Here is a 23,232-nt window from a genome sequence, read left to right as displayed (position 1 = left end):
TATAATATTGTGAAGTAATAAAGCTTTAAGTTAAAAGGAGAATGATAAAAATGGCACAAAAAACATTTAAAGTAACTGCAGATTCTGGAATCCATGCTCGTCCTGCGACAGTTCTTGTACAAACTGCTAGCAAATACGACGCTGACGTTAATTTAGAATATAACGGCAAAACAGTTAACCTTAAATCTATTATGGGTGTTATGTCTTTAGGTATCGCTAAAGGCGCTGAGATCACAATCTCTGCTTCCGGAGCTGACGAAAACGATGCTCTTAACGCTTTAGAAGAAACAATGAAAAGCGAAGGACTCGGCGAGTAATGCAAGAATTAAAAGGGATTGGTGCTTCAGCCGGCATCGCGATTGCAAAAGCATACCGGCTTGAAGAGCCAGATTTAACGGTTGAAAAGAAAAACATCTCTGATTCTGAAGCGGAAGTAAGCCGTTTTGATGAAGCGATTGCACGTTCAAAAGAAGAGCTCGAAAAAATCAAAGAGCACGCTTTGAAAGAACTGGGTCAGGATAAAGCTGATATTTTTTCTGCTCACCTTTTAGTTCTCAGTGACCCTGAGCTTCTGAACCCTGTGAAAGAAAAAATCAGCACTGATTCAGTGAACGCTGAATTCGCTTTAAAAGAAACGTCTTCTATGTTCGTTACCATGTTTGAATCTATGGACAACGAATATATGAAAGAGCGTGCGGCAGATATCCGCGATGTAACAAAACGCGTAACCGGCCACCTGCTTGGCGTCGAAATTCCAAACCCAAGCATGATCTCAGAAGAGGTTATTATTGTAGCTGAAGACTTAACACCGTCTGACACAGCCCAATTAAACCGTGAGTTCGTAAAAGGATTCACTACTGATATCGGCGGACGCACATCTCACTCTGCCATCATGGCACGTTCTCTTGAGATTCCAGCAGTTGTTGGAACGAAAGCGGCTACAGGCACGATCCAAAACGGCGTGACTGTTATCGTTGACGGTATCAATGGCGATGTCATTATTGACCCATCTGCGGAAACTGTAAAAGAGTATGAAGAAAAACATAATGCTTATTTGGCTCAAAAAGCTGAGTGGGCGAAGCTTGTCAATGAACCGACTGTCTCAAAAGATGGACATCATGTAGAGCTTGCAGCGAACATCGGTACTCCTGATGATGTAAAAGGTGTTCTTGAAAACGGCGGAGAAGCAGTTGGCCTTTACCGTACAGAATTCCTTTACATGGGAAGAGATCAGCTGCCTACAGAAGATGAGCAGTTTGATGCTTACAAAACGGTTCTTGAGCGTATGGAAGGAAAATCAGTCGTCGTGCGGACACTTGATATCGGCGGAGACAAAGAGCTTCCTTACCTGCAGCTTCCTAAAGAAATGAACCCGTTCCTGGGATATAGAGCGATTCGTCTTTGCCTTGAAGAGCAAGAAATCTTCAGAACACAGCTTCGCGCGCTGCTTCGTGCAAGTACATACGGAAACTTGAAAATCATGTTCCCTATGATTGCGACAGTTAACGAATTCAAAGAAGCAAAAGCGATCCTTCTTGAAGAGAAAGAAAAGCTCGTAAAAGCGGGACAGGCTGTATCTGACGATATTGAAGTCGGAATGATGGTTGAGATTCCGTCAACTGCAGTCATCGCTGATCAGTTTGCTAAAGAGGTTGATTTCTTCAGTATCGGAACAAACGATTTGATCCAATACACAATGGCAGCTGACCGTATGAATGAACGTGTATCTTACCTGTATCAGCCATACAACCCGGCAATCCTTCGCTTAATTACACTGGTAATTGAAGCAGCACACAAAGAAGGAAAATGGGTTGGCATGTGCGGAGAAATGGCAGGAGACGAGATTGCGATTCCAATCCTTCTCGGCTTAGGCTTAGATGAGTTCTCAATGAGCGCAACGTCTATTCTTCCGGCAAGAACACAGATCAGCAAATTGTCTAAACAAGAAGCTGAGTCATTCAAAGAGAAAATCTTATCTATGAGCACGACAGAAGAAGTTGTCGCTTTCGTAAAAGAAACCTTCAAGTAATGTACAAAAACCAGACGGCCTCCGGCCTGTCTGGTTTTTTTCATAAGTAAGGGTATAGAAGGACACAATAACATGGCTAGGAGGGATAGTATGTCAAACCAATTTAACGCAGGAGATACTGTTTATGTGATCTACAGAAATCCGCACGCCGCCAATGTAGCCCACATAAAGGAAGCCAAAATTGTGCACCATCCATACCATGAAGGCGAGCTTTCCCTGTTTATTTATGAAACCTATCATCCGTTCGCAGAGGACGATGCTGTGTTTGCAAGCTATGAAGAAGCTAAATCGCTTTACAAAGAACTCTTTGATATTGATCCGTATGAGTAACAAGGAAATCATTACAACTCATATCCTTTCCGCCTAGTGAGAAAAGTAACGTTAGTAAAGGAAAAGGATGTGGCATCATGCAGAACCCATTTGTTCCGCAGCTTGTATATATAGAACCGAGGGCACTGGAATATCCGCTAGGCCAAGAATTACAAGAAAAATTTGAGAATATGGGCATTGAAATCAGAGAAACAACATCCCACAATCAGGTGCGTAATATTCCTGGGAAAAATCATCTTCAGCAATATCGCAATGCGAAATCAACTTTAGTTATCGGTGTCCGGAAAACATTAAAGTTTGATTCATCCAAACCCTCGGCTGAATATGCCATTCCGTTTGCAACAGGCTGTATGGGGCATTGTCATTACTGCTACCTGCAAACAACCATGGGATCAAAGCCGTATATCAGAACTTATGTAAACGTCGAAGAGATTTTGGATCAGGCAGATAAGTATATGAAGGAGCGCGCACCAGAGTTCACAAGGTTCGAAGCATCATGTACGTCAGACATTGTAGGAATTGATCATCTGACACACACGCTGAAGCGCGCCATTGAACATTTTGGCCAAAGTGATCTCGGAAAGCTCCGATTTGTAACGAAATTTCATCATGTCGATCACCTATTAGACGCAAAGCATAACGGGAAAACGAGATTCAGATTCAGTATTAATGCCGACTATGTGATTAAAAACTTTGAGCCGGGAACTTCACCTCTTGATAAGCGGATAGAGGCGGCAGTAAAAGTTGCAAAAGCAGGCTACCCGCTAGGCTTTATTGTTGCTCCGATTTATATTCATGAAGGCTGGGAAGAAGGATACAGACATCTGTTTGAAAAGCTTGATGCTGCTTTGCCGCAGGACGTTAGACATGACATAACGTTTGAATTAATTCAACACCGTTTTACAAAACCGGCCAAACGAGTGATAGAGAAAAATTATCCGAAGACGAAGCTCGAATTAGATGAAGAAAAGCGCCGTTATAAATGGGGACGCTACGGGATCGGAAAATATATTTATCAGAAAGATGAAGAGCATGCACTTCGAGAAGCACTTGAATCCTATATTGATACCTTTTTCCCTAACGCAAAAATTGAATATTTCACTTAAACGGGCTGTTGTGATCAACAGCTCTCTTTTTATAAAAAGGATTTTTCCATTCCATCAAAACGCCGTAATTCAATGATTCTTTATCCTCCAAATAATTGCTTACTACACGAATAGGTGAACGCCCGCAACGGAGGAGAAAGGACAGCACAGGGTCGTTTTTCCTGCCTTCCATCACATCTTCAACGTACTGAACAGCGCTGATCTCGTGTACGTATTTATGATATAAAGGAATGCGGCCGCCGCCGAGAAGGCGCTCCAGTCTCTTATCAACAGTCAGCTCATACATCGTATTCATCAGCCATTTTCCGATTCCAAGCTTTCGATAATGAGGAGAAACAGAAATATCCACTACATATAAAGTATTTCCATAAGGTTCATGGTTTTTAATCGATCCGTTGTCTGTTGCTTGTGCCCATGTATGGTCAGGAGATTCAGGCTCAAATTGTACAATAAGAGCAGTCATGGAACCGATAATTCTGCCATTGATGAGCGCGCATAAAGCGCCTTCTGGAAAGGTTTTGATATGGCTGGCAAGCTGGTCCTCTGACCACAGCAATTCCTGGGGAAACGGAGGAGGAAAACATTCTTTTTGAAGAGAAATCAGCCTCTCGATGTCAGTCTCAGTGTAGTTTCTGATGGTCAGAGCCTCAAATTTTCTGCCGTCGTGCACATACATTTGTTTTAGTATGATCATCACTCTCCTTATGTAGTTTCATTATAACGAAAATTGAATTTTCAGTAAATATATTCCGATTTTCTTATAATTTATTTTTTGATTATTCATTTTTCAAACGAAAGGGCCGATATAGAAATTAGGAGGGGATTGGTTTGTTTAAAAAACTTCACATGAAGATTGCTGTTTTTGTTTCGATTATGTTAATCGTCACAGTTGTTCTTTTAATGCTGTCTTCTTATTTGACGCTAAAACCGATGATTACAGAGGATGGGAAAAATACAACTCAAAACGTGACGCAGTCACTTGAACAAAATATTGAATTGCAATTAAAGAGTTATGCCATTTCGTTATCAAGATTGGCTAATGGGGAATTAACGCATACATTTGTAACGAAACCAAGTAAAGAAGCTGCTCGGCTGTTTCACGATGACATTAAGCAAATCAAAGACAACGATGATTATGTTGCGATGGCTTACATAGGCACCGCAAAAAAAGAAATGTTTACATATCCAAAAGCGGATTTCGCTGAGGATTACGATCCAACATCAAGACCATGGTATAAGCTTGCAGCTGAAACCCCGGATCAAGTTGTTTGGACGGAACCTTATAAAGATGTCGTGACAGGAGACATGATTGTTACTGCATCGAAAGCGATCTTAGACGGGCAAAAAGTGATAGGGGTTGCCAGCTATGACTTGAAACTCTCTGCTATCCAGAGTATGGTCAATAAACAAAAGGTGCCTTACAAAGGATTTGCCTTTTTAGCTGATGCGAGCGGCAATCTTTTAGCCCATCCGTCAAATCAAGGAAAAAATATATCAAAGGATCAAACACTGCAAACCATCACATCCGAGAAAAAAGGGATACAAGATGTGAATGGGAAAATGGTTGTGTACCAAACGATTGGCGAGACAGGCTGGAAGGTCGGAACGCAATTTGATACCGATCAATTAATGTGGATTTCAGATAAAATGAATCGGGCAAATCTTTGGATATCATTGATTGCGCTTATCATAACAATTATTCTCAGCTACTTCCTGGCCAAAACGATAACCGGTCCGATACAGCAGCTGATCGCAAAAACGAAAGCTGTTTCCGCAGGCGATTTAACAGTGCGCGCGGAATCAAAATCTAAGGATGAAGTCGGTATTTTAACAAGAGATTTCAATCTGATGGTTGAAAATATGAAGGAAATGGTTGAGCAAGTGAGACTCTCTTCAGGGAAAGTATCTGATACCTCTGAACAACTAACGGCTGTCTCTGCCGAAACTAATGAAACAAGCGGACAAATTGCAAAAGCGATTGAAGAAGTAGCCGCAGGGGCATCGGAACAGGCTTCTGAAGTTGAAACCATTAATGAAAAATCGGAAAGCCTGTCAACGAAAATCAGGCAAATCGCTGAGGAGGCAGGCGGAATTAAAGAACGTTCAAAATCGTCCGAGGATGCAAGCTATAAAGGACTTGACGCGCTCGGCCAGCTGCTGATGAAATCAAACGAAGCCAATATGGAAACGAAAAAGGTTGAAACGATGCTGCTGGATTTGGAAAATCAAACTAAGAATATTGAAGAAGTCGTTACAGCGATTTCAAACATATCTGATCAAACCAACTTGCTTGCCTTAAATGCCAGTATTGAGGCAGCCAGAGCCGGAGAAAGCGGGCGCGGTTTTGCCGTCGTAGCCGATGAAGTGCGGAAGTTAGCTGAGCAATCAGCCCTTTCTACAAAGCATATCAGCGAGACTGTGAAGCTTATCCAGCTTGAGACAAAAGAGGCCTCTCACGCGATGGTTGAGGCAAGCAGAATGAATGATGAACAAAACAGTGCCATTCACGAAACTGGAGAGGTATTAAATACGATAACTGCAGAAATGCAGTCACTGGTACAAGGTATTGATCACATTTACGCGGAAATTCAAAGAATGAGTGAAGAACAGCTTGCGATTTCTGAAGCTATTCAAAGCATTTCAGCCATATCACAGGAATCAGCTGCCGCAGCAGAGGAAGTGAACGCATCAACCGATGAACAGCTTGTCACCCTTGATAAAGTCAAACACTCAACGGAAACACTAAAGCATGCAAGCCAAGAGCTTATGAACACAATTGCAAAATTCACATTGTAATCCAATTACATCCCCAAACATCATTTGTTTTGGGGATTTTTTATGTTATAAGATGAATAGATATGGTAGTCTAAAAAATGAAGGAAAAATGATAAATTTTAACTAAAATCAAAACGAAACATCTGGGAGGAATGACCTTGAAAAAAACAATTGGTTTTATCGGTCTTGGAGTGATGGGAAAGAGCATGGCATCACATATTCTGAATGACGGCCACCCTGTTTTGGTGTACACCCGGACAAAAGAAAAAGCAGAAAGCATACTTCAAAAAGGCGCGATCTGGAAAGATACGGTCAAAGATCTTTCGAAAGAAGCGGATGTCATCATTACAATGGTCGGCTATCCCAGTGATGTTGAAGAAGTGTATTTCGGAAGCAATGGAATTATTGAAAACGCAAAAGAAGGCGCATATCTTATTGATATGACGACATCTAAGCCTTCGCTTGCGAAGAAGATTGCTGAAGCGGCCAAAGAAAAAGCATTGTTCGCTTTAGACGCTCCTGTTTCCGGTGGAGACGTCGGTGCACAAAACGGAACACTCGCGATTATGGTCGGTGGAGAAAAAGAAGCTTTTGAAGCCTGCATGCCGATTTTCTCTTTAATGGGAGAGAATATTCAGTATCAAGGACCGGCTGGAAGCGGACAGCATACCAAGATGTGCAATCAGATTGCAATTGCAGCCGGTATGATCGGTGTTGCTGAAGCGATGGCTTATGCCCAAAAATCAGGCCTAGAGCCAGAAAATGTTCTGAAAAGCATCACAACGGGCGCAGCCGGAAGCTGGTCATTGTCAAATCTTGCTCCCCGTATGCTGCAAGGCAACTTTGAACCGGGATTTTATGTGAAGCATTTTATTAAGGATATGGGAATTGCACTAGAGGAAGCAGAATTAATGGGGGAAGAAATGCCAGGCTTGTCGCTCGCAAAATCCTTATATGACAAGCTAGCTGCTCAAGGTGAAGAAAACAGCGGAACACAGAGTATATATAAGCTTTGGGTGAAATAAAAGGACTGCTTGTATCCTGCAGGCAACCATCAGGCTGTCGTGAAAATCTCGACAGCCTTTTTTTGGACTATAAGTGCGTAAAAGAGAAAAATACCACTTGTTTTAATTAATTGACAAAACGGAAGGGTGAAAATAAGAACATGATTCTATAATTCTAGCTTTAAGAAAGAATCAATAGCTTAACCTATACATTCAACATCAGTGACTATTTTTCTGATGATCTAAATGCTGATTTGTTTTGTTTATTGATTTATTCTCTGAGATAGGATTATGGGGTAATATTCTTATTACTAAAGCGGCTTTGGAGTGAAGTCGATTTAGCATTGCCTCCTATCTCAGAAAAGTGAGTATAGGAGGCTTTTTTTGTAGATTATTATTGATGGGGGTATTGATATGAAGCTTGAACAGCAAGAAATAAATATTTTACATTCTGATTCTGGTCCATACGGGATAGCCATTTCACCCGAAGGAAAGGTATGGTTTACTCAACATAAAGCTAACAAGATCAGCTGTCTTGATAAGACGGGCCAAATTCAAGAGTATATTGTCCCGACACCTGATGCTGGAGTCATGTGTTTAACGGTGTCTTCAGAAGGTGATATTTGGTTTACAGAAAATAGGGCTAATAAGATAGGGAAACTGACAGCAAAACGGCAATTTATAGAATATCCATTGCCGCATCAACATTCAGCCCCATATGGGATTACGGAAGGTCCAGACGGAGATATCTGGTTTACTGAGATGAATGGAAATCGTATAGGTAAATTGACATCAGAGGGCAAAATTCATGAATACGAACTGCCTAATGAAGGATCGTACCCTTCTTTTATTACGTTGGGTTCAGATCACTCACTTTGGTTCACTGAAAACCAGAATAATGCTATCGGCAAAATAACTGAATCAGGTGAGTTAACGGAGTTTCCGATTCCTACACCAGCAGCAGGACCGGTAGGCATTACAAAAGGGCATGATGATGCACTTTGGTTTGTAGAGATAGTGGGTAATAAGATAGGTAAGATTACGGTTTCCGGTGACATAACTGAATATGATATCCCTACACCAAATGCACGGCCTCACGCTATCGCTGCAGGTGTAAGATCTGATTTATGGTTTACCGAATGGGGGGGAAATAAAATCGGAAGGCTGACAAGTGATCAAACAATTGAAGAATATACAATCAACACACCTCATGCTGAGCCTCATGGAATAGGATGCGATAATGATGGCACAGTATGGTTTGCATTAGAATGTAACAAAATAGGGAAATTAAAATTAACTAAATAAAGGAAAAGAGGACCCTTTGCATCTCATGCGAAACCTATGCTGCTCAACCTGACCCAAACATTTCTCCTTTATTATAAAAAGTCAAATCTATCAATGGCATAAATCTGTTGCAGCAGCTTTGCTATTGAAGGTAAAAGAAAAACGGATTGTAGTGAATAAGTTCCCTTCGCAGCCGGGTGAAGAAGACTGCCGTAACTTGACCTTGCTTGGCTGGGGGTCTGGCAGCTTTTTTCTGTTTCTCCATACATTTAGATGAATACAAAAAAAGCTTGTAGAAAAAACATGGTTTTCTCTACAAGCTGAAGATTACCTGTATCGTACAGGATTATTTTCCGATGAATTGTTGTGTCCAGATGCTTCCAGACTCAACGTAGCCAACACCGATGTGAGTAAAGTTAGGGTTTAGAATGTTTTTTCTGTGTCCTTCACTGTTCATCCAAGCTTTTACTACTTCTTCTGGTGTCTTTTGGCCCTTCGCAATGTTTTCACCTGCTGTTTTGTAGCTGATTCCGAAAGATTTCATCATATCAAACGGTGAGCCGTATGTTGGGCTTTGGTGATCAAAGTAGTTTTTGTCCTTCATATCCTGAGATTTTGCTCGTGCAGATTTGCTTAACGTTTCATCAATTTGAAGCGGCTTTAATCCTTGTTTTTGTCTTTCTGCATTTGTAAGTTCAACAACTTTTTTCTCGTATGCACTTACAGATGAAGGTGCAGATGTTGTTGTGTTTGTTTTTTCAGCAGTTGCAGGTGCTTTAGAAGCAGTGTTTTGATCAGCAGCTGCTTTTTCAGTAGTCTTTTGTGCAGGTTTTGCCGTTTCTGTCTTTTGAACATCCTGAACTTTCACGTTAGATTGCTTCGCATGTTTTTGAAGAAACTGCTTAATCTCTTTTTCGTTTGCAGCGTTTAACGTTTTGATATTTGTGTTAATATGCAGTTTTTTCACTGCATCGTTAAGTGACATGTTTTGTACTGTGTTCCCCGTTTTTACTGTAACCACAGGCTGGCAGGAGAGTTCTTTCGCTGATGCTTGCTGTACGCCCCCGAATGTGAATAATCCAACCGCAGCGGCAGCAGATAAAATAAATGCTTTCTTCATTAGTTCGTAACCTCCTAGAGTTGTTTGTTTCTACAGAAAAATCATAACATAGCTTTTTTGTCATAAAGATTCCAGCACTTTCCTTTGACAAATAGAGATTGTCATTTTCGTAAAGTAAATCCGTTGAATCACTAAGAATAAGGGAATCAGCGGTATATATGATTTTATCGTACCGTTACATAGCTTCCTTTTTTTTGAACCGTTAGTTATATTTTAATGTGTTTTTATATTGACAGCTTTTTTTACTCCTTTTCGCTGTAACAACTATTACAAAGGTGTTACAATTAATCTCAGTATATGTAAATATATTGAATGATTTGAGAGGGGTAACCAGAAGTGACTGAAATAGGACGTGAACCAAAGAAAAAGAGCAAAGGAAACAGAGCAATCAGAATGAACCTTTTTTTCCTAGCTGTCTTTGTTCTATTCACTGCATTAATTTTTAAGCTCGGGGTTGTTCAAATTGTTGAAGGCGAACAGCATGAAGAAGACGCTGAGAAATCAAATGCAAAAACAGCTTACTATCCTGCGCCTCGCGGGAAGATGTACGACAGAAATCAGAAAGTTGCTGTCGATAACCAGAGCGTTCCAGAAATTGTGTATGTATCAACATCTAGCACAAAAACAGAAGATAAAATCAAAACAGCGAAGCGGCTTGCTTCTTTCATTCATATTGATACCGAATTTTTGAAGGAAAGGGATCTTCGTGATTACTGGATCGCAGCTCATCCGAAAAAAGCCGCCGCTCTGCTTAAGGAATCAGAAAGCAATCTGAAAGGAGACCAAGCTTACAAGCTTCAAATAGAGCGTGTTCCGGATCAAGAATTAAAGGCTATTCAGCAAGATGACGAAGAAATGGAAACTGCTGCGATATATACAAGGTTTTCAAGCGGAAATGCTTACGAACCTCAAATCGTAAAGGCAATGAATCCAAATAAGAGCAATAGGAATGGAAAAAACGGAGCGCTGCTTGATGAGAAGAAAAACTCCTCGCAAAGACCAAAAAATGACTTAACATATGATGAAATTTCCATTGTTTCTGAGCATTTAGAAGAACTTCCGGGAATCGATATCGTAAACGATTGGACACGAAAATATCCTTATGACAAAACCCTTTATTCTGTTTTCGGGGGCGTCACGACACCTGATCAGGGCCTGCTGAGCGACCGGAAAGATTTCTACTTAACAAGAGGCTATGCGAATAATGACAGGGTGGGAAAAAGTTATTTAGAGTATCAATATGAAGAATATTTAAATTCGCATAAAGAAAAAGTGGAATACGTAGAAGATAATAAAGGAAATGTCGTCAGCCAAAAAACCATTGATAAAGGCAGCAGGGGATACGATCTTCAGCTTTCTTTTGACATGGAGCTTCAGGCAAAGGTAGAAAAGATCATTGAAGAAGAAGTAAGAAACAGCCGTGCACGCGGAAATTACATGCTTGACAGAGCCTTTGTCGTGATGATGGACCCGAATAACGGCGATATTTTATCGATGGCAGGGAAAAAGATAGATTTAAAAACCAACAAAATTGAAGATTATGCGATAGGGGCATTTACCACCCAATATGAAATGGGATCAGCAGTAAAGGGGGCCACCGTGCTAGCCGGCTATCAGGACGGAATTCCGCATTATAAATATTATGTCGATGCTCCAATGCTTTTAGGAACGAATCTTATAAAAAAATCTTATACTAATATGGGAACCATCAATGAATTAACCGCATTGCAAAAAAGTTCAAACGTATATATGTTCAATGTTGCCATGCATATTGCAGGCGTAACATACAAGCCGCATGGATCTCTCCCGGCTGATCAGAACGATCTACTGAAAATGAGAAACTATTACAGCCAGTTTGGTCTGGGAGTAAAGACAGGTATTGATCTCCCGCAGGAATCAGCCGGAATGCAAACCACACCTAAAACTGTAGGAGGATTAATTTTAGACTTAGCAATTGGCCAATACGATACATACACACCGCTTCAAATGGCTCAATACATCTCAGTAATCGCCAATGGTGGCTATCGTGTTCAGCCTAGAATCGTTACAAGTATTCATAAGCCAGGAAAAAAAGACCAGCTGGGTAAGGCGATTGAACATAGGAAACCTAAAGTACTCAATAAGATTAATAATTCAGAGAGCGATTTGAAACAAGTACAAACAGGCATGAAATTAGTCACTTCTTCAGGGACAGCTAAAAATACGTTTACAGAAGATGTATCAGGGAAAACGGGAACAGCGGAAACATTTTACTACGGCACGAATCGCAACTGGTGGGGGAAAAAAACATACAATCTGACTTTTGTCGGCTATTACCCGTCGAAAAAAACAAAAGTGGCCTTTAGTGTTGTTGTTCCATCAGTAGATGATGATGATAAGATCAATAAAATTATTGCCAAAAGAGCTATCCACGCCTACGCAGAGCTCGAAAAAAAACACAGTAAAAAATAAAAAACAGGGTGCACAACGAAAAGATTGTGTGCCCTTTCTTTTATTCAAAAATTGACGTTCACCATAAGAATAGAAGGAGAATACTCATTTTCTAGCGAATCATACTAGGTAAAAGTCAATCTGTATATGTCGAAACACGATGATCATGCAAAGGAGGGATTCTGTGGAACAGGATACGCAGCATGTTAAACCACTTCAAACAAAAACCGATATTCATGCAGTCTTGGCCTCTAATGGACGCATCATTTATATATCTGCCAACTCCAAACTGCATTTGGGCTATCTCCAAGGAGAGATGATCGGATCATTCCTCAAAACGTTTCTGCATGAGGAAGACCAATTTTTGGTTGAAAGCTATTTTTATAATGAACATCATCTGATGCCGTGCACCTTTCGTTTTATTAAAAAAGATCATACGATTGTGTGGGTGGAGGCTGCGGTAGAAATTGTTACGACAAGAGCTGAGCGGACAGAACGGGAAATCATTTTGAAAATGAAGGTTCTTGAAGAAGAAACAGGCCATCAATCCCTAAACTGCGAAAAACATGAAATCGAACCTGCAAGCCCGGAATCGACTACATATATAACGGATGATTATGAACGGTTGGTTGAAAATCTCCCGAGTCCGCTATGCATCAGTGTCAAAGGCAAGATCGTCTATGTAAACAGCGCGATGCTCTCAATGCTGGGAGCAAAAAGCAAGGATGCTATTATTGGTAAATGGTCCTATGAATTTATTGAAGAAGAATATCATGATATCGTGAAAAACAGGATTATACGAATGCAAAAAGGAATGGAAGTCGGAATGATTGAACAGACGTGGAAAAGGCTTGATGGCACACCTGTTCATTTAGAAGTGAAAGCATCCCCGACCGTCTACAAAAACCAGCAGGCTGAGCTGCTGCTGCTGATCGATATCTCTTCAAGGAAAAAATTCCAAACCATCCTGCAAAAAAGCCGTGAACGATATCAGCTGCTGATTCAAAATTCCATTGATACCATTGCGGTGATTCACAATGGAAAATGGGTGTTTATGAATGAATCGGGAATTTCCCTGTTTGAAGCGGCTACATATGAGGATTTAATTGGCAAAAACATATACGATCAGCTGCATCCTTGCGATCACGAGGATGTAAAAGAGAGAATCCAAAACATCGCCGAGCAAAAAACAGAATCTGAAATTGTCAAGCAATCCTGGTTCACCTTTCAGAACAGGGTCATTTATACGGAGATGGTCTGCATTCCGACGACCTTTTTTGGTGAAGCGGCCGTCCAGGTCATTCTTCGGGACATTTCAGAGAGAAAACAAACAGAAGAATTGATGCTGAAATCGGAAAAATTATCAATCGCAGGGCAGCTCGCGGCGGGAATCGCCCATGAGATCCGCAACCCTCTTACAGCGATCAAAGGATTTTTACAGCTGATGAAACCGACAATGGAAGGAAACGAACATTACTTTGATATTGTGTTTTCTGAACTCAGCCGTATCGAATTAATACTCAGTGAATTGCTCATGCTGGCGAAACCTCAGCAAAATGCTGTCAAAGAATATTTGAACTTGAAAAAATTAATTGGTGAGGTTTCAGCCCTGTTAGAAACGCAGGCGAATTTAAATGGCATTTTTATCAGAACAAGTTATGAAAAAGACAGCATTTATATAAACGGGGATCAAAACCAATTAAAGCAGGTATTCATTAATTTAATCAAAAATGCAGTTGAATCAATGCCTGATGGGGGAACAGTAGACATTATCATAACCGAAGATGAGCATTCTGTTCATGTTACTGTCAAAGACGAAGGGGAAGGTATACCTGAAAAGGTACTAAACCGGATTGGAGAGCCATTTTTAACAACAAAAGAAAAAGGTACGGGGCTTGGATTAATGGTGACATTTAATATCATTGAAAACCATCAGGGAGTTATACATGTGGACAGCCATCCTGAAAAAGGCACAGCGTTTAAAATTTCATTTCCAAAAAAATAAAACAACGGCTTAAACGCCGTTGTTTATCGTCTGCATTGCTTCACGTTTTTTTAATACAAATAATTCTAAACGGTCCAGGCCTTCTCTCAGCGTGTCCATTGAGCATGCAAAAGACAGCCTTACATATCCTTCACCATATGTTGAGAACGAGCTGCCCGGCACGAGTGCCACGCCAGCGTCTTCCAAAAGAGCCATACTAAAATCAAATGAAGTCATTCCAAATGATTTAATAGAAGGGAAGATATAAAACGCACCGGATGGTTTAACAACATCAATTCCCATGGAAACAAGACGGTCATAAACATAGTCGAGACGTTTTTTGTATTGTTCTCTCATAATTAGGGCATCGTCAAAGCCATTTGTGACAGCTTCAAGCGCGGCTTTTTGAGAAATGGATGAGGCACATGATACATTGTATTGATGAACCTTTAAAATGTGCTTTGCAATGTCTTTCGGTGCGAATAAAAATCCAATTCTCCAACCAGTCATGCTGTGTGATTTTGACAAGCCGTTAATGACAATTGTTTGATCCCGCAAATGGTTTGCGATGGAGTAATGCGATCTGTCATATGTTAATTCACTGTATATTTCATCGGACAATACGAAGACATTTCTGCCTTTTAAAAGGGCTGCGATGCTTTTCAGTTCTTCTTCAGATAAAGTCACGCCGGTAGGATTTGACGGATAAGGAAGCACTACACACTTGGTGTTGGGTGTCAGAGCATCTTCAATCAGCCGGGCGGTAAGCTTAAAGCCGTGTGATGTAGTATCAACAATGACAGGCTTGGCCCCGCACAAATTGATAATAGGTTCATAGCCCGGATAAATAGGCCCTGGCATAATGACTTCATCACCGGGAGATAAAATCGTCCGGAATGCAGCATCAATGGCTTGGCTTGCGCCTGTTGTGATGATAATTTCAGATTCAGCATCATAGTTGAAATCCGCTTTTTTCTTCATATAAAGCTGCACAGCTTGTCTCAGCTCCAGGTAGCCGGCATTCGGAGTATATGACGTCACGTTTTCATCAATGGCTTTTTTTGCGGCAGCTTTCACATGATGCGGTGTGAAAAAATCAGGCTGGCCGATTGTAAGTGAAATGACGTCTTCGTGTTGGGCTACAAGATTCGAGAATTTGCGTATTCCTGAAATTTCGATCTCTCTTGCTTTCGGATTCAGCAAATGTTCCATAATTCATCACCTTAACAAATATAATGAGTTTATCCTATTTTACCACTAGCTGATCATTTGTCACCTTTTTAACTGATATATTTCGATTGTATGCGCCTTTTTTCTAAACATACCTTTCTTTTCAGAAAAAAAGAAGACAACCAGCGATTTGATTGTCTTTATTGTATCATGTTCTATTATTGTTTATATGTGCCAATTTCATTAATAGCCATAATCAAAATGAAGGTCTTCGTGCCAAATCAGATACGGAGGATGCTCTTCTCGAAGGTCAGCTGATTCTTTCTTCATATTCAGGTAAGTTTCTTCACTGATATCCTCTAAAACAGTCATTTCGTTTTCTTTAAATATTACTAAGGTACCCATTATTTACACCCTTCTTTGGAAAAATCCTTGACTATTTTATCACTGTTAGTTGGAAAGTCAATGGTTATTAGGAAAAAAGTTTCTTTTTTGAGGAACGCGGCTTGTTGCCTTCGGAATTCGATTTTGAAGAGCTGCCATTCACTTTTTACAAATTACGCCGATATATACAGTACAATACTGAATGCGAATAGCGAGGGATTGAATTGTCGTTACAACAATACGAAATTTTATTGGATTCTGGTACAAATGAATTAGAAATTGTGAAGTTTGGCGTGGGTGAAAATGCTTTCGGAATTAACGTCATGAAGGTAAGAGAAATTATTCAGCCTGTCGAGGTGACATCAGTACCTCACTCCCATCAGCATGTAGAAGGAATGATTAAACTCAGAGGAGAAATTCTCCCTGTGATCAGTCTCTTCTCATTTTTTGGAGTAGAGCCTGAAGGATCAAAAGATGAGAAATATATCGTGACTGAATTTAATAAACGGAAAATTGTTTTTCATGTCGGCTCTGTTTCTCAAATTCACAGAGTATCCTGGGAAGCGATTGAAAAGCCGACATCGTTAAATCAAGGAATGGAGCGGCACCTTACCGGGATTATTAAGCTCGAAGACCTGATGATCTTTTTGCCTGACTATGAAAAAATTATTTATGACATTGAATCAGATTCAGGTGTTGACACGTATAATATGCATACCGAGGGCTTCGATGAAAGAAGAACTGATAAAAAGCTTATCATTGTAGAGGACTCACCGCTTTTGATGCGCCTCTTGCAGGATGAATTAAAAGAAGCAGGGTACAACAATATCGCTTCGTTTGAAAATGGAAAAGAGGCATATGAATACATTATGAACCTTGCTGAAAACGAAACTGATTTATCAGAACAGATTGATATGATCATCACTGATATTGAAATGCCAAAAATGGACGGACACAGGCTCACAAAGCTGCTGAAGGAAAATCCGAAAAGCTCAGATGTGCCGGTTATGATTTTCTCATCGTTAATTACGGATGATCTGCGTCACCGCGGCGAAGTTGTAGGCGCAGATGAGCAAATCAGCAAGCCTGAGATCAGTGATTTGATTAAAAAAGTGGATACGTATGTTATTGAATAAATAAAAACAGCCGTTGCCAGAAAGAGGCACGGCTGTTTTTATTTTAAAAGTAACTCTCGCCAAGTTTTTTAAAGACCGGTTTATGGTAAGCTGGCTGCTGGCGATTTGGCACTAGCGGCTTTTCTTTCATGCCGACATATTCTTGCAATAGGTGTTTCGCTTTTGTTAAAGACATTTGAGCTTTAGGATTTCGGTACGATTGATTAAGTGTACCTAAATGCGGAAGATGTTCGAAGTCTTCTTTAGTTGGAGGCATGTGAAAATAGTAGTCTCCGATTGAGATAAGCACGTCCGATTGCTGTTGGCTGAACCTTGGATTTTTTGAAAAATGAAGCCCTATTTTCTTTCCTTTACCTTCTTTGACAAGCTTTTGCAAAGCCCGTTTTTTCAGCAGATATAGGTATTTAGGGTTGGGGGCGGTTTTTGCATGGCGGTTCACAGTGTAAACTGCTTTTGAAAGATTTTCTACGGTTGGCTGCAGATCTTTCGTATATGCATGGTCGTCCATTATTTCTCTCCTTTGCTCTTATCAATTTCTATATGTTTAGATTATACTTTTTTAAAGTTGAAATGCAAATATTGAATGTAAAAATGCGCTTTTTTCTAAGAAAAAAAGCGCATTTTTAACCTGCATTATACAGATCTTGCCTTCTTTTTCGGCTGTTCTTGAAATGCTTCCTGAACATTCACTTCCACAGCCTGAGCACTGTATTTTGGCAGTGCAATAAAATAAAAAATAAAAACGAGCAGGATAATAACACCCATGCCGTAATAAAGATAATCAATGTTTGAAACAAACTTAGGGAATAACAGTGCGACTAAGCCAAGTGTCAAAGACTGTGCAAACATCATAAAAGGGTCCTGCATGCCGCTTACACGTCCCATCAGTTTTGGATGAACAATTTTGGGCATCCACCCTCCGATTGCAATGTTGATCGGTCCGATGCACATTCCCAGTGCAAAAGCTGCCGCGTAATACACCCATAAAATATTGGTGTAGCCGAGGACGAAGATCAGCAAACCTGCAATGAAAATCGGTATCGACATTAAAAAGTGCGGCTTCACTTTTTTAGAGATGATCGTGCCGATTACGCTGCCTGCCAGCAGCCCAAACCCGAGTGCGATCGTAAATACAGACGTATGCCACTCATAACGGTCAGGCGCCAATCCATATTTCATTGTAAACATCGGCAATACAGCGAATCCTCCGTTGACAAATCCAAAAATGAAAAAGCCAAAAATAAGAGATGCCAGCAATTTGTTTTTTAAAATATAGAGGATGCCTTCTCTAAAGTCATTTATTGAATCCTTAACAGAAGTCTTTCTCCAGCTGAATGCACCGTTTGGCTGTCGGGCTTCTTTTGGAATCCGGCAGCTGCGGATCAGCAGCCCGGAAATGATAAAGCTGACAAAATCAAGAATAATGGCGCCTTCAATACCGATGGTGTTGTACATAAACGCGCCTATACCGACTCCAAACACCATAAAAATGCTAAAAAGCATCTGATTAAGCCCTGCCGCTTTCGCATAATGCTCCTTCGGCAGAATGGCTTGTACCAAACTGTTTTCTGCCGGAAAGAAAAACTTTGTTACAGCGCTTCTGATAAATAAGATACAAAAAACAAGAGGAATATTGCCGGTAAATAAAGTGAAAAAAAGCACGACAGTCAGGCCTGCTCTGATCCAATCACAATTTTCTGCCACCTTTTTTCTGTCAAACCGGTCCGCGACGACTCCCACGATCAGAAATACAAATATGGTCGGAAGAGAATACATCAGCTCCGCCAAGGTCGTATATGAAGGCTGGCTGCTGAATCGGTCCAGCAAAAAAAATGCAAAGGCCATGTTGCCTACTGTCGTGCCCATTTGAGAAGCGAGTGCTGCGAAAAATAGACGAACAAAATTACGATTTTTAAATATATCCATAAAAACGCTCCTTACCCTAAAGGTCCCACTTTATCATATTATAAACCGCCTGTTTTTGAAACAAATAAGAAAACATTACCGGTTAATCGTGACTCTTGTTCCGTTTGGCACAATTGAAGCAAGTTCAATCACGTCTTTGTTATGCATGCGAATGCAGCCTTTAGAAACAGCCTTACCAATCGAAGCGGGATTATTCGTCCCGTGTATTCCGTAGTGCTGCTTTGAAAGGCTCAGCCAATAAGCGCCAAATGGGCCGCCGGGATTGCGCTGGCGGTTAATAATGTAAAACTCGCCAGTAGGCGTTTGCGTTAGTATTTTACCAACGGCGATGGGATAGGTTTTCATTACCCGATTATTTAGGAACAGCGTAAGGGTCTTCGCTCCGATTGAGACTGCGATATGATACGGAATTGTATAAGGGTCCGGCAGTCCGGGGATGACTATGGACTGTCCCGCTGTGAGCCCTGCCTGCAGTGACGGATTAGCCTGGAGTAATGCAGCCGTGCTGATTCTGAAATCAGCCGCGATGCTGTTCAGTGTATCACCTTGCTTCACCTGGTACGTAAGCAGTTTCCTCATCCTCCTTTTTTACTTATAAGTATTGATGAGGAGCCCATCCTGCTACATTAATTTGTGCTTTTTAAGGTGAAGACAGTGATTTCAGGCTTGGCCAGAAACCGCAAAGGCAGCCTGGTCATCCCGAGGCCTCGGTTTACGTAAATATGAGTGCTGCCCGTTTGATACATTCCCTCTGTGTAGACTTTTCCATATGGAGGCGTAATAATCGGTCCGTAAAAAGGCAGCTGAATCTGGCCGCCGTGTGTATGGCCGGAAAGCTGAAGGTTCACGGGATAATCTGTTGTTTTCAAGGCCGCATCAGGTTCATGGACGAGAAGAATGGAAAAAAGTCTGTCGCTCAGCCTTGAAAGGGTGCCTTCATAATCTGGGTTTCCCAGCATTAAGTCATCAAGCGAAGCAATTTCGATTTTGCTGCCATCTGCGAGTGACAATGTTTGATAGCCATTGCGATATACCGTGAAACCTCCGGCCGTCATCAGGCTTTTGTAAACGGCAGTTCCAAAGCCTCCGTGATCATGATTGCCGTAAATACAAAGCTTGCCGAAGGGAGCATTAAGCTTTCTCAATAATGGAATGACTGCCTGGTGGTGCTGGTACGTATCAGGATTATCGATAATATCACCTGTAAAAACAATGAGATCAGGTTTAGATTCATTAATTGTAAGAATGACAGTTTTTAAATCTTCGAGAGTAAAGTAATCACTCAAGTGTGCATCGCTGAACTGCACGATTTTAAAACCGTCAAATCCGTGCGGGATGAGAGAGCTTTTTATTGTGTGTTCGGTTGTCTCGATCATATGCGGCTCGAGATACCTGGCATAGCCATATCCCCCGCCGGCCGTTAAAGCCCCGGCAGCAAGAGCGCCGAACATTCCTTTTAGAAATTGTCTTCTGGACATCTTTTTCATTTCAAACCAACCTTTAATAGAGTTTTTCTATTATATCATCTGTATCTGACAAAAATCTCATATGAGCATGTGCTGACAGAGGCAGGGATATAATGATAGAATATTATTGAATGAATACTCATTCACAATTGGAGGGATAAACATGGAAAAAAAAGCGGTAATTATTACCGGCGGGTCAAGCGGCATGGGAAAAGCGATGGCAAAAAAACAGGCTGAATTAGGGTGGCACGTTATGGTGACAGGGAGGAACCATGAAGCACTTGAGGAAACAAAAAAAGAAATTCAGACCTTTGAGGGACAGGTCGCTTGTTTTCAAATGGATGTCCGTTCCGATTCCGCTGCTTCAGACATGATAAAAGAAGCGATAAAAGCCTTTGGCCGGCTTGACGCGCTGATTAACAACGCGGCCGGAAACTTTATTTGTCCGGCAGAAAAGCTGACGCCCAATGGATGGAAAGCCGTTATTGAGATTGTTTTAAACGGCACATTTTTTTGCAGCCAAGCAGCGGCAAGGCATTGGATTGACCAGAAGCAGCAGGGTGTCATTTTAAATATGGCAGCCACGTACGCTTGGGGAGCGGGAGCGGGGGTCGTTCATTCCGCTGCAGCCAAAGCGGGGGTATTGTCATTGACAAGAACGCTGGCCGTTGAATGGGGGAGCAAATACGGCATTCGTACAAACGCTATAGCCCCCGGACCGATTGAACGAACAGGCGGTGCGGAGAAGCTATTTGAATCGGAAAAAGCGATGGCCCGCACGATGAACAGTGTGCCGCTCGGCCGATTGGGCACACCGGAGGAAATCGCCGCTTTGGCAGCGTTTTTGCTTTCTGATGAAGCATCCTATATAAACGGGGATTGTATCACAATGGACGGAGGGCAATGGCTGAATCCTTATCCGTTTTAAAGAATATTAATCTTTGGATTCAATGTGGTATAATCAGACAAAGATAGAGAAGCAGGTGATAACATGTTGGATCCACTTGATATTTTAACGAACATTGATGATGTCCTTCCATATTACCAGGCGATTTTCAGTGCCGAGGAACAGAAGGTTGTCGGATATGAGGTGCTTGGACGAATTTTGGCAGATTCAGAAATCCAAAGTCTCGGGCCCTTCTTTTTAGATGCGGGGATACCCGAAGAATATAAATTAGAGGTTGATAACAGAATTATCCGCCAGGCTCTTGACCGCTTTTTAGAGGCGGATTCTGATCTGCTGATTTTTATGAATCAGGATGCCAATCTGCTGATGCTGGATCATGGTGAAAGCTTTCTGGAGCTTCTGAAAGAATATGAAGCGAAGGGAATCGAACTCCACCGTTTTGTGCTTGAAATTACAGAGCACAATTTTGAAGGGGATATTGAGCAGCTCTACCATATGCTTGCATACTATCGTACATACGGAATTAAAATCGCAGTTGACAACATCGGAAAAGAAAGCAGCAACTTGGACAGAATCGCGCTGCTCTCACCAGATCTGTTAAAAATCGATTTGCAGGCGCTGAAAGTGTCACAGCCGTCACCGTCATATGAGCATGTGCTGTACAGCATATCTTTATTAGCAAGAAAAATCGGTGCGGCGCTGCTGTATGAAGACATTGAGGCGAACTTCCAGCTTCAGTACGCCTGGAGAAACGGAGGCCGCTATTTTCAGGGCTATTACTTAGTGTCTCCATCTGAAACGTTTCTAGAGAGAGATGTATTGAAACATAGACTAAAAACTGAATTTCACCAATTTATCACACATGAGAAAAAGAAACTGGAAACCGTCTATGAGCACTCTGAACAGTTTTACAAACGAGTGCATCAGGCTGTGACCTCTTTGAGAAAAAACAATCTGTCTTCTGATGATGACTTTATTAAAAAGCTGGCGGAAGAGCTGACAGATTGCAGCTTCAGGATTTACATGTGTGATGAAGAAGGCGATCAGCTGACGGGAAATGTGTTTAAGCAGGATGGGGAATGGATTTATCAGCCGGAATATGCGGAAAAGAACTGGAGCTGGCGTCCTTATTTTCTGGAGAACATTATGCGAATGAGAAATCTCAGAAAAGGTTTTTTCAGTGATCTGTACAGTGATTTGGAAACAGGTGAAATGATCAGAACGTTTTCATATCCGATGGATGATCAAATGTATTTATTTATAGACTTGCCTTATTCTTATTTATATGAGCAGGACGGACTGATTTAACGGCTGAAAGGCCGTTTTTTTTATGAAATGAAAAAAATATCAAAAAACGATTGACATTGATACTGAGAATCATTATCATTTAATTATAGAGAGAAGCTACTCTCTGTTCCCCAACCCCTCTATCAGATCAAGATCCGAAAAAACTTGGCGCTACCCCCGCCAAGTTTTTTATTTGTCAAAGCATAGGACAATCCAATGAAACAATAAACCTAACTAGTGGTAAACGTTTAACACAGGGAGAAACATTGAGTGCCGAACACCCCTGACACTGCTGCACGGGTGTTCAGTTCCGTTGTTTACCTCTATCCAGCATGACTCCCATTGATTATGGCCACGCGGAACTTCACCATAACATTCAAAAGAAGGTTTTGACAAAGTTGCAAAAAGGCATTCTTAATGCTGCCAAAGATTCGAAAAAAATTATAATTGTGTGCATGACATTCAAAAAAAGCCTCAAACTAAAGAAAAATAGTTTTTTTCACTTTTTTTCTTTGCTTAAATTCAGCAGTGAAAATGCCATCCTGTCCGACTTTATGGTATGATGCTCAATAGAACTTGTATTATAATAAATACTTGTTGATTTGAAGTTGCTTTTTGAAAGGAGTCTTTTTTTAGAATGTCACAATTAATGGGTATCATCACACGGCTGCAAAGTCTGCAAGAAACAGCGGAAGCGGCTAACGAGCCAATGCAGCGTTATTTCGAAGTGAATGGTGAGAAAATATGCAGTGTTAAATATTTCGAAAAAAATCAAACGTTTGAACTGACGGTTTTCCAAAAAGGTGAAAAACCTAACACATATCCGTTTGATAATATCGACATGGTTTCCATCGAAATCTTTGAACTTCTTCAGTAAGATTCCTGAAATAGGGG

21 protein-coding genes are annotated in these 23,232 nt (G+C 41.0%); 13 read left to right on the top strand and 8 right to left on the bottom strand.

Features of this window, described 5'->3' with window-relative positions; genetic code table 11:
* The first annotated feature begins 50 nt into the window (after window positions 1–50).
* From M1D94_RS13755 to splB, 4 genes are all read left to right on the top strand, one after another.
* Window positions 51–317: a phosphocarrier protein HPr gene (locus tag M1D94_RS13755; protein ID WP_003154654.1), complete on the top strand. Its 267-nt coding sequence runs from the start codon at window positions 51–53 to the stop codon at window positions 315–317.
* Window positions 317–2,029 carry a phosphoenolpyruvate--protein phosphotransferase gene (gene ptsP / locus M1D94_RS13750; protein WP_003218638.1) on the top strand — a complete coding sequence of 571 codons (1,713 nt, stop codon included), beginning with the start codon at window positions 317–319 and terminating at the stop codon, window positions 2,027–2,029. The genes M1D94_RS13755 and ptsP overlap by 1 nt, the downstream gene beginning before the upstream one ends.
* A 90-nt stretch (window positions 2,030–2,119) precedes the next feature.
* Entirely contained in the window at window positions 2,120–2,359 is a 240-nt protein-coding gene (gene splA / locus M1D94_RS13745; RefSeq protein WP_072174297.1) for a splAB operon transcriptional regulator SplA, read from the top strand.
* Between the two features lie 77 nt (window positions 2,360–2,436).
* Window positions 2,437–3,465, top strand: coding sequence for a spore photoproduct lyase (gene splB, locus M1D94_RS13740; RefSeq protein ID WP_003232425.1), 1,029 nt, complete (start codon window positions 2,437–2,439; stop codon window positions 3,463–3,465).
* Here splB and M1D94_RS13735 read toward each other — a convergent pair.
* Entirely contained in the window at window positions 3,458–4,159 is a 702-nt protein-coding gene (locus M1D94_RS13735) for a GNAT family N-acetyltransferase (protein WP_282627356.1), read from the bottom strand. The genes splB and M1D94_RS13735 overlap by 8 nt on opposite strands.
* A gap of 134 nt (window positions 4,160–4,293) precedes the next feature.
* Here M1D94_RS13735 and mcpC point away from each other — a divergent pair, with 134 nt between their 5' ends.
* The 3 genes from mcpC to M1D94_RS13720 all read left to right on the top strand — a co-directional run bounded on the left by mcpC (window position 4,294) and on the right by M1D94_RS13720 (window position 8,549).
* Window positions 4,294–6,261, top strand: coding sequence for a methyl-accepting chemotaxis protein McpC (mcpC, locus tag M1D94_RS13730; RefSeq protein WP_282627357.1), 1,968 nt, complete (start codon window positions 4,294–4,296; stop codon window positions 6,259–6,261).
* Window positions 6,262–6,398: 137 nt separating this feature from the next.
* Window positions 6,399–7,265 (top strand): NAD(P)-dependent oxidoreductase, encoded by an 867-nt coding sequence (locus M1D94_RS13725; protein ID WP_015715802.1) that lies wholly within the window; start codon window positions 6,399–6,401, stop codon window positions 7,263–7,265.
* Between the two features lie 393 nt (window positions 7,266–7,658).
* Window positions 7,659–8,549 carry a Vgb family protein gene (locus M1D94_RS13720; RefSeq protein WP_041850890.1) on the top strand — a complete coding sequence of 297 codons (891 nt, stop codon included), beginning with the start codon at window positions 7,659–7,661 and terminating at the stop codon, window positions 8,547–8,549.
* Between the two features lie 325 nt (window positions 8,550–8,874).
* Here the strand turns inward: M1D94_RS13720 and M1D94_RS13715 are convergent, their stop codons facing one another.
* Complete coding sequence (locus M1D94_RS13715) at window positions 8,875–9,648, bottom strand: CAP domain-containing protein (RefSeq protein WP_003232419.1); 774 nt, start codon at window positions 9,646–9,648, stop codon at window positions 8,875–8,877.
* A gap of 336 nt (window positions 9,649–9,984) precedes the next feature.
* Between M1D94_RS13715 and M1D94_RS13710 the strand changes: the two genes are divergently transcribed.
* Together M1D94_RS13710 and kinA are read left to right on the top strand one after the other, a co-directional pair.
* Window positions 9,985–12,099, top strand: a complete 2,115-nt coding sequence (locus M1D94_RS13710; protein ID WP_125121328.1) for a peptidoglycan D,D-transpeptidase FtsI family protein — start codon at window positions 9,985–9,987, stop codon at window positions 12,097–12,099.
* A 163-nt stretch (window positions 12,100–12,262) separates the two neighbouring features.
* Complete coding sequence (kinA, locus tag M1D94_RS13705) at window positions 12,263–14,083, top strand: sporulation histidine kinase KinA (protein WP_015252197.1); 1,821 nt, start codon at window positions 12,263–12,265, stop codon at window positions 14,081–14,083.
* 9 nt (window positions 14,084–14,092) lie between these two features.
* On the opposite strand, the gene M1D94_RS13700 is transcribed toward kinA, so the two are convergent.
* Together M1D94_RS13700 and M1D94_RS13695 are read right to left on the bottom strand one after the other, a co-directional pair.
* Complete coding sequence (locus tag M1D94_RS13700; protein ID WP_049139858.1) at window positions 14,093–15,274, bottom strand: aminotransferase A; 1,182 nt, start codon at window positions 15,272–15,274, stop codon at window positions 14,093–14,095.
* A gap of 201 nt (window positions 15,275–15,475) precedes the next feature.
* Window positions 15,476–15,637, bottom strand: coding sequence for a hypothetical protein (locus tag M1D94_RS13695; protein WP_014476654.1), 162 nt, complete (start codon window positions 15,635–15,637; stop codon window positions 15,476–15,478).
* 203 nt (window positions 15,638–15,840) lie between these two features.
* Here M1D94_RS13695 and cheV point away from each other — a divergent pair, with 203 nt between their 5' ends.
* A complete protein-coding gene (gene cheV, locus M1D94_RS13690; RefSeq protein WP_014476655.1) occupies window positions 15,841–16,752 on the top strand; it encodes a chemotaxis protein CheV in 912 nt (303 codons plus the stop codon).
* 43 nt (window positions 16,753–16,795) lie between these two features.
* On the opposite strand, the gene M1D94_RS13685 is transcribed toward cheV, so the two are convergent.
* From M1D94_RS13685 to M1D94_RS13670, 4 genes are all read right to left on the bottom strand, one after another.
* Entirely contained in the window at window positions 16,796–17,260 is a 465-nt protein-coding gene (locus M1D94_RS13685) for a YkyB family protein (protein WP_003232406.1), read from the bottom strand.
* A 125-nt stretch (window positions 17,261–17,385) separates the two neighbouring features.
* On the bottom strand, window positions 17,386–18,678 hold the full coding sequence (locus M1D94_RS13680; RefSeq protein ID WP_014479656.1) for an MFS transporter: 1,293 nt from the start codon (window positions 18,676–18,678) through the stop codon (window positions 17,386–17,388).
* 75 nt (window positions 18,679–18,753) lie between these two features.
* Window positions 18,754–19,248 (bottom strand): L,D-transpeptidase family protein, encoded by a 495-nt coding sequence (locus M1D94_RS13675; protein ID WP_072174092.1) that lies wholly within the window; start codon window positions 19,246–19,248, stop codon window positions 18,754–18,756.
* Window positions 19,249–19,304: 56 nt separating this feature from the next.
* A complete protein-coding gene (locus M1D94_RS13670) occupies window positions 19,305–20,165 on the bottom strand; it encodes a metallophosphoesterase (protein ID WP_049139861.1) in 861 nt (286 codons plus the stop codon).
* A 142-nt stretch (window positions 20,166–20,307) separates the two neighbouring features.
* Here M1D94_RS13670 and fadH point away from each other — a divergent pair, with 142 nt between their 5' ends.
* The 3 genes from fadH (at window position 20,308) to M1D94_RS13655 (ending at window position 23,215) form a co-directional block, all read left to right on the top strand.
* Window positions 20,308–21,072, top strand: a complete 765-nt coding sequence (gene fadH, locus M1D94_RS13665; RefSeq protein ID WP_015383534.1) for a 2,4-dienoyl-CoA reductase — start codon at window positions 20,308–20,310, stop codon at window positions 21,070–21,072.
* A 63-nt stretch (window positions 21,073–21,135) separates the two neighbouring features.
* The gene (locus M1D94_RS13660) at window positions 21,136–22,359 is read left to right on the top strand and encodes an EAL domain-containing protein (RefSeq protein WP_021479390.1); all 1,224 of its coding nucleotides are present in this window, start codon (window positions 21,136–21,138) and stop codon (window positions 22,357–22,359) included.
* A 616-nt stretch (window positions 22,360–22,975) separates the two neighbouring features.
* Window positions 22,976–23,215, top strand: coding sequence for a YkuJ family protein (locus M1D94_RS13655; RefSeq protein ID WP_003218671.1), 240 nt, complete (start codon window positions 22,976–22,978; stop codon window positions 23,213–23,215).
* Window positions 23,216–23,232 lie beyond the last annotated feature (17 nt).

The organism is Bacillus sp. JZ109, assembly GCF_053903135.1.
The sequence above is the reverse complement of the archived record's forward strand: the minus strand, read 5'-3'. Positions and strand labels throughout refer to the sequence as shown.

Excerpts from the sequence above, each read along its gene's own strand:
- M1D94_RS13755 (WP_003154654.1), top strand. The coding sequence starts at position 51 with ATGGCACAAAAAACATTTAAAGTAACTGCAGATTCTGGAATCCATGCT.
- splA (WP_072174297.1), top strand. The coding sequence starts at position 2,120 with ATGTCAAACCAATTTAACGCAGGAGATACTGTTTATGTGATCTACAGA.
- M1D94_RS13700 (WP_049139858.1), bottom strand. The coding sequence starts at position 15,274 with ATGGAACATTTGCTGAATCCGAAAGCAAGAGAGATCGAAATTTCAGGA.
- fadH (WP_015383534.1), top strand. The coding sequence starts at position 20,308 with ATGGAAAAAAAAGCGGTAATTATTACCGGCGGGTCAAGCGGCATGGGA.
- M1D94_RS13685 (WP_003232406.1), bottom strand. The coding sequence starts at position 17,260 with ATGGACGACCATGCATATACGAAAGATCTGCAGCCAACCGTAGAAAAT.
- M1D94_RS13720 (WP_041850890.1), top strand. The coding sequence starts at position 7,659 with ATGAAGCTTGAACAGCAAGAAATAAATATTTTACATTCTGATTCTGGT.
- M1D94_RS13655 (WP_003218671.1), top strand. The coding sequence starts at position 22,976 with ATGTCACAATTAATGGGTATCATCACACGGCTGCAAAGTCTGCAAGAA.
- M1D94_RS13680 (WP_014479656.1), bottom strand. The coding sequence starts at position 18,678 with ATGGATATATTTAAAAATCGTAATTTTGTTCGTCTATTTTTCGCAGCA.
- ptsP (WP_003218638.1), top strand. The coding sequence starts at position 317 with ATGCAAGAATTAAAAGGGATTGGTGCTTCAGCCGGCATCGCGATTGCA.
- M1D94_RS13735 (WP_282627356.1), bottom strand. The coding sequence starts at position 4,159 with ATGATCATACTAAAACAAATGTATGTGCACGACGGCAGAAAATTTGAG.
- splB (WP_003232425.1), top strand. The coding sequence starts at position 2,437 with ATGCAGAACCCATTTGTTCCGCAGCTTGTATATATAGAACCGAGGGCA.
- M1D94_RS13695 (WP_014476654.1), bottom strand. The coding sequence starts at position 15,637 with ATGGGTACCTTAGTAATATTTAAAGAAAACGAAATGACTGTTTTAGAG.
- M1D94_RS13660 (WP_021479390.1), top strand. The coding sequence starts at position 21,136 with ATGTTGGATCCACTTGATATTTTAACGAACATTGATGATGTCCTTCCA.
- M1D94_RS13715 (WP_003232419.1), bottom strand. The coding sequence starts at position 9,648 with ATGAAGAAAGCATTTATTTTATCTGCTGCCGCTGCGGTTGGATTATTC.
- M1D94_RS13670 (WP_049139861.1), bottom strand. The coding sequence starts at position 20,165 with ATGAAAAAGATGTCCAGAAGACAATTTCTAAAAGGAATGTTCGGCGCT.